This is a genomic window from Gammaproteobacteria bacterium, assembly GCA_028817225.1.
Lineage (GTDB): Bacteria > Pseudomonadota > Gammaproteobacteria > Poriferisulfidales > Oxydemutatoraceae > Oxydemutator.
Window position 1 is genome coordinate 26,048 of sequence record JAPPQC010000039.1, and the last position, 10,677, is coordinate 36,724.

11 protein-coding genes are annotated in these 10,677 nt (G+C 65.7%); 2 read left to right on the forward strand and 9 right to left on the reverse strand.

Annotated features, from left to right (window positions below; all coding sequences use genetic code 11):
- The first annotated feature begins 115 nt into the window (after positions 1–115).
- Positions 116–1,087: a malate dehydrogenase gene (locus OXU50_05460; GenBank protein ID MDD9869321.1), complete on the forward strand. Its 972-nt coding sequence runs from the start codon at positions 116–118 to the stop codon at positions 1,085–1,087.
- A gap of 35 nt (positions 1,088–1,122) precedes the next feature.
- Here OXU50_05460 and OXU50_05465 read toward each other — a convergent pair whose 3' ends face one another.
- The 9 genes from OXU50_05465 to rnhB all read right to left on the reverse strand — a co-directional run bounded on the left by OXU50_05465 (position 1,123) and on the right by rnhB (position 10,088).
- Positions 1,123–1,572 (reverse strand): DUF1249 domain-containing protein, encoded by a 450-nt coding sequence (locus tag OXU50_05465; GenBank protein ID MDD9869322.1) that lies wholly within the window; start codon positions 1,570–1,572, stop codon positions 1,123–1,125.
- A complete protein-coding gene (locus tag OXU50_05470; protein MDD9869323.1) occupies positions 1,569–1,949 on the reverse strand; it encodes a hypothetical protein in 381 nt (126 codons plus the stop codon). Before OXU50_05470 ends, OXU50_05465 begins: the two co-directional genes overlap by 4 nt.
- A gap of 196 nt (positions 1,950–2,145) precedes the next feature.
- Positions 2,146–2,391: a succinate dehydrogenase assembly factor 2 gene (locus OXU50_05475; GenBank protein ID MDD9869324.1), complete on the reverse strand. Its 246-nt coding sequence runs from the start codon at positions 2,389–2,391 to the stop codon at positions 2,146–2,148.
- A gap of 49 nt (positions 2,392–2,440) precedes the next feature.
- Positions 2,441–3,229 (reverse strand): succinate dehydrogenase iron-sulfur subunit, encoded by a 789-nt coding sequence (locus OXU50_05480; GenBank protein ID MDD9869325.1) that lies wholly within the window; start codon positions 3,227–3,229, stop codon positions 2,441–2,443.
- Between the two features lie 47 nt (positions 3,230–3,276).
- A complete protein-coding gene (gene sdhA / locus OXU50_05485) occupies positions 3,277–5,073 on the reverse strand; it encodes a succinate dehydrogenase flavoprotein subunit (protein ID MDD9869326.1) in 1,797 nt (598 codons plus the stop codon).
- Positions 5,074–5,087: 14 nt separating this feature from the next.
- Entirely contained in the window at positions 5,088–5,465 is a 378-nt protein-coding gene (gene sdhD, locus OXU50_05490) for a succinate dehydrogenase, hydrophobic membrane anchor protein (protein MDD9869327.1), read from the reverse strand.
- Positions 5,462–5,863 carry a succinate dehydrogenase, cytochrome b556 subunit gene (gene sdhC / locus OXU50_05495; GenBank protein MDD9869328.1) on the reverse strand — a complete coding sequence of 134 codons (402 nt, stop codon included), beginning with the start codon at positions 5,861–5,863 and terminating at the stop codon, positions 5,462–5,464. The genes sdhD and sdhC overlap by 4 nt, the downstream gene beginning before the upstream one ends.
- 78 nt (positions 5,864–5,941) lie before the next feature.
- Positions 5,942–9,400: a DNA polymerase III subunit alpha gene (gene dnaE, locus OXU50_05500; protein MDD9869329.1), complete on the reverse strand. Its 3,459-nt coding sequence runs from the start codon at positions 9,398–9,400 to the stop codon at positions 5,942–5,944.
- A 13-nt stretch (positions 9,401–9,413) separates the two neighbouring features.
- A complete protein-coding gene (gene rnhB, locus OXU50_05505) occupies positions 9,414–10,088 on the reverse strand; it encodes a ribonuclease HII (protein MDD9869330.1) in 675 nt (224 codons plus the stop codon).
- Positions 10,089–10,254: 166 nt separating this feature from the next.
- Between rnhB and OXU50_05510 the strand changes: the two genes are divergently transcribed.
- On the forward strand, positions 10,255–10,677 hold the full coding sequence (locus OXU50_05510; protein MDD9869331.1) for an ester cyclase: 423 nt from the start codon (positions 10,255–10,257) through the stop codon (positions 10,675–10,677).

A 10,677-nucleotide genomic window follows, 5' to 3' on the forward strand; every position in this document is an offset into this window, starting at 1 on the left:
GGTGTCCTTCAGGTTGATGTTCAACGACCGCCGGATTTTACAACAAAACCGGGGCCGGATGGAAGGTTGCGCGGGCGGCGCATTTGCCGCAGAATACCGCCCAGCCATGACGACCATGAACCAGCCGCTCAAAATCGCAGTCACCGGCAGCGCCGGGAACATCGGCTACGCGCTGATTTTCCGCATTGCGTCCGGACAGATGACCGGGGGCCGCCCCGTCATCCTGCATCTGGTTGATATCGAGCCGATGCGGAAAGTGCTCGACGCGGTGGCGATGGAACTGGAGGATTGCGCTTTCCCGACGCTCGCCGACTGCGTGCTGGCGACCGACCCGAAACAGGGCTTTCGCGACATTGACATCGCGCTGCTGGTCGGCTCAAGACCGCGCGGCAAGGGAATGGAACGCAAGGACCTGCTGCGCAGCAACGGCGAAATTTTCCGCACCCAGGGGCGCGCCCTGAATGAAAACGCGTCGAAGGATGTCAAGGTTCTGGTCGTCGGCAACCCGGCCAACACCAACGCGCTGATTGCGTCGGCCAACGCGCCCGACCTCGACGCGCGCCAATTCACCTGCATGACGCGCCTCGACCACAACCGCGGCGTCGCAATGCTGGCGGGGCGCCTCGGCTGCGCCCCCGCCGACATCCGGAAGATGATCGTCTGGGGCAACCACTCCTCAACACAATTCCCCGACCCGCTGCATTGCGAGGCCGGCGGCCAGCCCGCAAAGGCCGACATGGAATGGATTAGGGAAACCTTCGTGCCCGCGGTGCAGCAACGCGGCGCGCGCGTCATTGAGGCGCGCGGCGCGTCATCCGCCGCATCGGCGGCCTCCGCCGTCATTGACCACATGCACAGCTGGATGGACGGAACCCCGCCCGGAGACTGGACCAGCATGGGCGTCCCCGCCGACGGCAGTTACGGCATCAAACCCGGCGTCATGTTCTCGTACCCGGTAACCGCCGCCAACGGCGACTGGCGCATCGTCCAGGAACTCAAACTGAACGAATTCGAACGCTCAATGATTACCCTGACCGAAAAAGAACTGCAAGAAGAACGCGCCGCAGTCAAAGACCTGCTTCCCTGACCTCTCCGCACATCCAAAACCGCTATGCGGTGCGTTTATGAAAAGTAGGATAGTGTGTTGGTCAGGAAATAGTTGAAGCGCCATTTCAGGCACAGGGATTCGGGGTGATGACGGGGGGTGTCGGCGGCCATGGGCAGGTTTGGCTGGATAACCTCGGCTTGGCGGGTGTCGTGGTATGCGCGGATGCGGAAGTGCAGGATGGGTGTCAGGGGTGCGGTCTTGATGTTGCTGAAAAAACTGTACACCAGGTGCATGGTTGTCGTGTAGCGTGTTCTGCATTCGACGCTCAGCGCGAGGAGGTAGCCGTCGCGGGTGGTGACACGGCCACTGCCCGGCTCGGGGTTGAACTCCCTGCACAGGCGGTTGAGCAGGTGGTAGTTGCATCCGTACAAGTGCATCAGGCCCGCGAAGTCGGCGGTTGCGCCGGTGCGGCGGGGAGGCGCCGCTGCGCGGGCGGCGGTGTGTTCCGGTGTCGTTTCGTTCATTGTTCAGTCGGGGTTGTCTGAATCCAGCCGGCCCGCCGGTAGCCGGCGGTGCACAGACAGAGATGCCGGAAGTCTTTCGGCCTGGCCCTGTCGCCGAAGATGCAAAGCCTGCGGCGGCGGCCATCGCCGGATTGTATGCTCATTTGCAGATAATAGCAAAAGATGTGTTCGACCCGAAATGCGGCGACCGGCGCCCCGTTGCAGGCCACCACGCCGCGCCCCGGTTCAACGCCGAGCGTGGTCAGCCGCGGACGGCGGGCGGCGCGGCGGCGGTGCAGCGCGGCGTGAACCAGCACCGCGAGGGCGACAACGGCCTTCACCGCAATTTCCGCCTGCCACAGGCCGATGGCGCACAGCGCCAGACCGTGCATGGCCATCAGTGAAACCGCAGCAATGCGCGACGGCGCCAACTCAATCCGGGCCGCTTTGCACAGCGAAGATGTTGCGGTGCGCGACGGCGTCTGTTCAGTTCGGCCTGCCTTGCACAGCGAAGCCGTTGCGGTGTGCGACGGCGCCGGATTAGTCCGGGATGTTTTGCACAGCAAAGCCACGGCGTTGCGCGACGACGCCCGCTCAGTCCGGGCCGCTTTGCACGATGTGGCGGATAACGCGGTCAACCGCGTCGCCGGTGGCGGTGCGGTGGCCGGTGAGCAGTCGGTAGAGTTCCGGGTCCGGGAATTGCAATAGTTTTTCAAACGCCGCGCGTTCATCGGCCTCCGCCTTGTCGTAGTGCTGTTCCAGATAACGGAGCATCAGAATATCGAGTTCCCTGGTGCCCCTGCGACAAAGCCAGTAAAGCCGCTTTCTGCCGGCATTCACCGCGCAAAACCGACGAACGGACGCCGCGCGCCGACGAATGGCCGAATCATCAGAAACGGCGCGCGACGAGGAGTTTCTTGATTTCGGCGATGGCCCTGGCCGGGTTCAGCCCCTTGGGGCAGGCGTCGGCGCAATTCATGATGGTGTGGCAGCGGTAGAGTTTGAACGGATCCTCAATCTCGTCCAGGCGCTCGCCGGCGGCCTCGTCGCGGCTGTCGGCAATCCAGCGGTAGGCCTGAAGCAGAATCGCCGGCCCCAGGTAGCGGTCGCCGTTCCACCAGTAACTCGGGCAACTGGTCGAGCAGCACGCGCACAGTATGCACTCCTCCAGCCCGTCGAGTTTGTCGCGGTCCTCGACCGACTGAAGCCGCTCGCGGTCCGGCGGCGGCGGCGTCTGCGCGCGCATCCACGGCTTGATGGACGCATACTGCGCGTAGAAGTGCGTCAAATCGGGCACCAAATCCTTGATGACCGGCATGTGCGGCAGCGGAAACACCCGCACATCGCCGCGCACATCGCTGATCGCCCGCGTGCACGCCAGCGTGTTGCGCCCGGAGATGTTCATCGAGCACGACCCGCAAATCCCCTCGCGGCACGAGCGCCGGAAAGTCAGCGTCGAGTCGGTTTCGTTCTTGATCTTGATGAGCGCGTCGAGCACCATCGGTCCGCAATCGTCGAGGTCCACCTCGTAGGTGTCGGTGCGCGGATTCTCGCCGCTGCCGGCGTCGTAGCGGTACACGACAAAACGCCGGATGCGCCCGCCGCGCGACGCGCCGCCGGCGGCGTAATAGCGCCCCTTCCTGACAATGGAATTGGCCGGTAATCTGAATTGAGCCATGGTGTTCTCCGGTGCAAAGCCTGCCGCCGCCGATTGTACGACAGATGTCAGTAAACCCTCGCTTTCGGCGGAATCACCTCCACCTCGTCGGTCAGCGTGCGCAAATGCACCGGGCGGTAGTGTATCCCGACATCGCCGGACGCCTCGTCAAAACGCAGCAGCGTGTGTTTCATCCAGTTGTCATCGTCGCGTTCGGGGTAGTCGTCGCGCGCATGCGCGCCGCGGCTCTCCAGCCGGTTCAGCGCGCCCGCCACCGTGCACACCGCCTGCGGCAGCAGGTTGGCGAGTTCCAGCGTCTCCACCAGGTCGGTGTTCCAGATCAGCGAACGGTCGGCCACCCGCACCCGCGAGAAGCGCGCATGCACATCGCGCACCCGCGCCAGCCCCTCCTCCAGGTTGTCGCCGGTGCGAAACACCGCCGCGTAGGTCTGCATGATCTTCTGCATCTCAAGGCGCAGCGCCGCCGTCGGCTGGTCGCCGTCGGCGTGGCGGATGCGGTCGAAGCGCTCGAGAATGCGCTCGACCGACGCCGCCGGCACCGGCGGCGCCTTGCCGCCCTTCGCCCCCAGCAGCGCGGCGGCGCGCCTTGCGGCGGCGCGCCCGAACACAATCAAATCCAGCAGCGAATTCGAGCCGAGGCGGTTGGCGCCGTGCACCGACACGCACGCCGCCTCGCCGATGGCCATCAGCCCGGGCACGACATCGTCGGGGTTGCCGTTTCTCAGCTGAATGACCTCGCCGTGGTAATTCGTCGGAATGCCGCCCATGTTGTAGTGCACCGTCGGCAGCACCGGAATCGGCTCCTTCGTCACATCCACGCCGGCGAAAATCCGCGCCGACTCCGAAATGCCGGGCAGGCGCTTTTCAATGACTTCGGGGCCGAGGTGCTCAAGGTGCAGGTGAATGTGGTCTTGCTGCGGGCCGACGCCGCGCCCTTCGTTGATCTCGAGGGTCATCGAGCGGCTGACGACATCGCGCGACGCGAGGTCCTTCGCATTCGGCGCGTAGCGCTCCATGAAACGCTCGCCCGCGGCGTTCGTCAGGTAGCCGCCCTCGCCGCGCACGCCCTCGGTAATCAGGCAGCCGGCGCCGTAGATGCCGGTCGGGTGGAACTGCACGAATTCAAGGTCTTGCAGCGGCAGCCCGGCGCGCAGCACCATGCCGTTGCCGTCGCCGGTGCAGGTGTGCGCCGAAGTGCACGAGAAATAGGCGCGCCCGTAACCGCCGGTGGCCAGCAGCACGATGCGCGCGCGAAACAGATGCAGTTTGCCGGTCGCCAGATCCCACGCGACAACGCCGGCGCACGCGCCGTTGTCGTCCATCACCAGGTCGAGGGCGAAGTACTCGACAAAAAACCCGGCGTTGTGCTTCAGCGACTGCTGGTAGAGCGTGTGCAGAATCGCGTGGCCGGTGCGGTCGGCGGCGGCGCAGGTGCGCTGCGCGATGCCCTTGCCGTAGCGCGTCGTCATGCCGCCGAAGGGCCGCTGGTAGATGCGCCCGCTGCCGGTCCTGGAAAACGGCACGCCGTAGTGCTCGAGTTCGATGATGGACGCCGCCGCCTCCTTGCACATGTACTCGATGGCGTCCTGGTCGCCGAGCCAGTCGCTGCCCTTGACGGTGTCGTACATGTGCCAGCGCCAGTCGTCCTCGCCCATGTTGCCGAGCGCCGCGCTGATGCCGCCCTGCGCGGCGACGGTGTGGCTGCGCGTCGGAAAAACCTTGGTGATGCAGGCCGTCTTCAGCCCCTCCTGCGCCATGCCGAAAACGGCGCGCAAGCCGGCGCCGCCGGCGCCGACGACGACGACATCAACAACATGCTCCTCCAGATCGTACGCTTTCGCCATGGCGACGCCCGCGACTAGCGGAAGGCGATGCCGACGACGGCGGCGACGGCGGCGACGGCGAGCAGCAGCACGGCGAAGTCAACCAGCACGATGGCCGCGACCTTGAGCCACGCCAGATGAACGTAGTCCTCGACGATGATGCGCAGCCCCAGTTCCATGTGCCAGAAAACGACAATCAGCAGCGCAATCAGCAACACCGAAACCACCGGCTTTTGCAGCCACGCGACCAGCCCGGCGTGGCTCAAATCGGGCAGCATCGCGACCGAAAACGCGCCCCACAGCACCAGCGGCACCAGAAACACCGAAGTCAGCCGCTGCGCCCACCAGTGGCCGGTGCCCTCTTTGGCCGCGCCCAGCCCGCGCGCCTGCGACAGCGGCGTGCGCAGACTCACGCCGGCATCCCCCGAACCCACAACGCGGCAAACCAGGTCAGCGCCGTCAGCGCCAGCGCGCCGGCGGCGGTCCACAGCGAGGTGCGAAACGCCACCGCCGCGTCAAAACCGAAACCGGCGTCCCAGAACAGATGGCGAATGCCGTTGCACAGATGGAAATACAGCGCGCCCGTCCACAGCGCCAGCAGCACCTGCCCCCACCACGCCGCCAGCAGCGCGCGAAGTTGCTCGTAGGCCGCGGCGTCGGCGGCGGCGGCCACCAGAACCACCGTCAGCGGCGCCATGCCGAACGCCAGAATCACGCCGGTGAAACGGTGCAGAATGGACAACAGCGCCGTCAGCGGCAGGCGGTACACCTGCAGGTGCGGCGACAGCGGCCTGGAATCGGGTCGGGACATCGGCGGCGCTCTCGGTAAAGCGCGATTCTAAACCATCCGCGCGGCGATAAACAACCGCGCCGCGAACGCGCCCCGCCGTCAGTAACTGAACGCGACCCGTTCGACGCCGTCAATGCGGCGCAGGCGGCACAGCATCTCCTCGCACGGGCGCACCTTCCAGGCGTCGCCGAAGCGCAGGCGCGTGGCCGCCTCGGCGGTTCGCAGCGAGACGATGACCGGGCAGCCGCCCTGCTCGACGAAAGGCGACAGCGATTCCTCAAGCCGCCCGGCGAGGCGCTCGTCCGCGCCGGCGCCGGCGCGGATGCTGATCTGCACATTCTTCGAGAAACGCTTGCGCGCCTGGTCGAGCGTCAGGATGGTGCGCGTGCGCCAGCGGCTGATTTCGCGGGTGTTGTCGTAGGTGTTGCGGTACACCTCGACGACGACGATGTCGTCGTGCGACAGCATGTCGGCGTAGTTGGCGTAGTCCTTGTCGAACAGCGCCAGTTCAAGCCGCCCGCTGCCGTCGTCGAGCGTGAAGAACGCGGCCTTGCCCTGGCGCGTGTAGCGCACGCGCATGTTCATGATGACGCCGGACAGCCACAGCGTCTTGCTCTCGCCGGCGTTGTTCGCCGACGCATCGCCGGTGAGGCGTTTCACCTCGTGCAGGTTCATGTCGGTCATGCTCTTCAGTTCGCCGTCGTACCACGACGCCGGGTGGTCGGTCAGGTAGAGGCCGAGGCTGTCGCGCTCCATCTTCAGCAGTTGCTCGCGGCTGATGCGCTCGGCGGTGTCGAGCGGCGGCCCGTCGCCGTCCTTCGGCGGCTCGCCGAACAGGTCGTTCTGCCCGGTGCTGCGGTCGTTCGCCTGCTGCTCGGCCAGCGCGTAGATGCGCGGCAGGTGGTGCAGCATCGCGCCGCGGTCGCGCTCGACGGAATCGAAGGTGCCGGAACGAATCAGCGTCTCCAGCAGGGGTTTGCCGATGGTCGGCACCAGGCGCGCGCAGAAATCGCGCAGCGACGAAAAGGCGCCGCCGGCGCGGCGCTCGCCGACGATGGTCTCGACGGCGGCGGCGCCGACATTGCGTATCGCGCCCATGCCGTAGAGGATGCCGCCGCCGTCCACCTCGGCGAAGCCGTGTTCCGAGCGGTTGATGTCGGGCGGCTCGACCTCAAGCCCCATCAGGCGGCACTCGCCGATCAGATAGACGATCTTGTCGGTGTCGTCCATGTCGGCGGACATCACCGCCGCCATGAACGCGCCCGGGTGGTTGGCCTTGAGCCACGCGGTCTGGTAGGCGAGCAGCGCGTAGGCCACCGAGTGCGACTTGTTGAAGCCGTAGTCGGCGAACTTCTCCATCAGGTCGAAGATGTGCGTGGCGGTCTGTTTGTTCACGCCGCGCGCCACCGCGCCCTTGACGAACACCGCGCGCTGCTCGGCCATTTCCCTGGTGTCTTTCTTGCCCATCGCGCGGCGCAGGATGTCGGCGGCGCCGAGCGTGTAACCGGCGAGCACGCGCGCAATCTGCATCACCTGCTCCTGGTAGAGAATGACGCCGTAGGTCGGCTCGAGGATGGGTTTGATGTCGGGGTGCGGAAAACGGATGCGCGCGGTGTCGTGCTTGCGTTCGGCGTATTCGTCGCTCATGCCGGATTGCAGCGGCCCCGGGCGGTAAAGCGCGACCAGCGCGACGATGTCGTTGAAATGGTCGGGCTTCAGGTTTTTCATCAGCCGCCGGATGCCCTCGGATTCCAGCTGGAAGATGGCGGCGGTGTCGCCCTCGCGCAGCAGTTTGTACACCTTGGCGTCGTCGAGCGGGATGCGCGCGATGTCAATGTCGGCGGCGCCGCGCTGGCGCAGGTGGGCGACGGCGCGGGCGATGACCGTCAGCGTCTTCAGGCCGAGGAAGTCGAACTTGACGAGGCCGATCTTCTCGATGTCCTTCATGTCGAACTGCGTCACCGCGTTGCGGCTGCCGGGTTCGCAGTAGAGCGCGGTGTAGTCCTCCGCCGGCGTCGGCGAGATGACGACGCCGCCGGCGTGCCGGCCCGGGTTGCGCGCGAGGCCCTCGAGTTTACGGGCGTCGTCGAGAATCTGGCGCACATCGTTGTCGTCGCGGCGCCATTCGGTCAGTTCCTTTGACTGCGTCAGCGCCTCGTCGAGCGTGATGTTCAGGTGGTTGGGTATCAGTTTGGCGATGCGGTCCACAAAGCCGTAGGAATGCCCCAGCACGCGCCCCACATCGCGCACCGCCGCCTTCGCGCCGAGGCTGCCGAAAGTGATAATCTGGCTGACGCGGTCGCGCCCGTAGCGCTCGACGACATACTGGATGACGCGGTCGCGCCCTTCAATGCAGAAGTCCACATCAAAGTCGGGCATTGAAATGCGCTCCGGGTTCAGGAAACGCTCGAACAGCAGGTCGTAATGTATCGGGTCGAGTTCGGTGATGCCGAGCGCCCACGCCACCAGCGAACCGGCGCCCGAGCCGCGCCCCGGCCCGACCGGAATGCCCTCGCGCTTCGCCCACGCGATGAAGTCGGCGACAATCAGGAAGTAACTCTCGTAGCCCATGTTGGCGATGATCTCCAGTTCGGAGGCGAGCCGCCGGTGGTATTGTTCGTGCGCCGGCGGTTCAACGCCGGCGAGCCGCCGTTCCAGCCCGGCGCGCGCGTCGGCGGTGATCTTGCCGGCGGCGGTGTCGCCGTCGGGCAGCGGGAATTCCGGCAGCAGCGTCCTGCCGAATTCCAGTTCCAGCGTGCAGCGCGTCGCGATCTCGACGGTGTTTTCAAGCGCGCTCGGCACATCGCCGAACAACGCCGCCATCTCTTCGGCGCTTTTCAGGTACTGCTCCGGGCTGTAACGCCGCGGGCGGCGCTTGTCGGCCAGGATGTGGCCCTGGCTGATGCAGACCTTGGCCTCGTGCGACTCGAAATCGTCGCGCTTCAGAAAGCGCACATCGTTCGTCGCGACCACCGGCAGCGCCGCCTTTGACGCCAGCGCCAGCGCGCTTTTCAGATACTCCTTCTCGCCCTCGCGCCCGGTGTTGTGCAACTCAATGTAGTAGCGGTCGGCGAACAGCCCGCTCCAGAAAGACAGCGCGCGGTCGAGGCGCTTGCTCTCGCCGTTCGCCAGCGCCTTGCCGATGTCGCCGCGCACGCCGCCCGACAGCGCAATCAGGCCCTCGTTGCAGTCTTCAAGCCAGTCGCGCAGGATGTGCGGCGTGTCGTGTTCCTGCCCTTCAATGTAGGCGCGGCTGACCAGCCGCGTGAGGTTGTGGTAGCCGCGCTCGTCGCCGCACAGCAGCACGATTTCGTCGTCGGCGCCGTTGGCATCGTCGGCGCGCACATGCAGTTCGCAGCCGATGACGGGTTTGATGCCGTGCTCGATCGCCGCGCGGTAGAACTTGATGGCGGCGAACAGGTTGTTGAGGTCGGTCAGCGCCACCGCCGGCGTCGCGCGGCGCGCCGTTTCCTCCATCAACTCGGGGATGCGCAGCAGGCCGTCGCTGATGGAGTAGCCGGTGTGCAGGTGCAGGTGGACGAACGGCGGCGTTTTCATCGCGGCGTCTTCATTATTTGAGCAGGCGCTGCTGCCGGCGCCGTTGCGGGGACGGTTGCGGGGACGGTTGCAAGGATTGTTTGGACGATGGCTGCGCGAGCGTTTCCCGGACGCCGCGGTAGCGTTTGCGGTGAATGTCGCAGGCGCCGTGGGTTTGCAGCGCGCGCAGGTGTTCGGGCGTGCCGTAGCCCTTGTGCGCGGCGAAATTCCACGCCGGGTAGGACGAATGCAGGCGCACCATGCGGCGGTCGCGCTCGGTCTTCGCCAGGATGGAGGCCGCCGAAATGCAGCCGACGCGGGCGTCTCCGCCGATAATGGCGCAGCACGCGACGGCGGTGTCGGGGCGCCGGTTGCCGTCTATCAGCACCAGTTGCGGCGCCACCTTCAGGCCGCGCAGCGCGCGCGCCATCGCCAGCAGCGTCGCGTTCAGGATGTTCAGTTCAAAGATTTCGCCGACATCGGCGCTCGCCACCGACCACGCCAGCGCGTCGCGCTTGATGGCGCCGGCAAGCGTTTGTCTTTGTTCGGCGCTGAGGGTCTTGGAGTCGGCGCAGCCGTCCACCGGGCGCTTCGGGTCGAGCACCACCGCCGCCGCGACCACCGGCCCGGCGAGCGCGCCCCTGCCCGCCTCGTCCACGCCGGCGACAAGACGCCGCCCGAAGTCCGGCAGGCGCGCGCCGGCGGCGATGAGTGTCGGCCAGGCCGGGTTGGCGGATGTCGTCGTCACGGGAGTGATTTTACACCCGACCCCGTATAATGCCGCGCCAATGCCGCGCCCACGCCGCATTGATGCGACAAGGGCGGCGGCGCGACACATCAACACACAACCCAACACACGGTTTCGGGAGGCCGACATGGACAACAGGGAAATTATCAGACGATTTGAACAGATGTGGTGTGAGGGCGACCACGCGATTGCAAACGAGATTATGGCCGGGAATGTTACATTCAGAAGTTCGCTGGGGGTGACCAACTCGGGGCTGGACCGCTTTATTGACTACATTGACGGGGTTCGCAAGGCGCTGGAAAACTTCCGCTGCGAACTTGATGACATGATTTCGGAAGGAAACAAGATCGCGGCGAAGATGCTTTTCTACGGCAAGCACAGAAACCCGATGTTCGGCGTGGAGGCGACGGGCAAGATCATCAAGTGGGACGCGATTGCGCTCTTTGAGATTCGCGACGGGAAGATTCAGTCGCTGTGGTTTCTGGGCGATGTGGACGGGATACGGAGACAGTTGATGCCGGAGGGGAGTGAGCAGGCGGGGTGGAGGTGA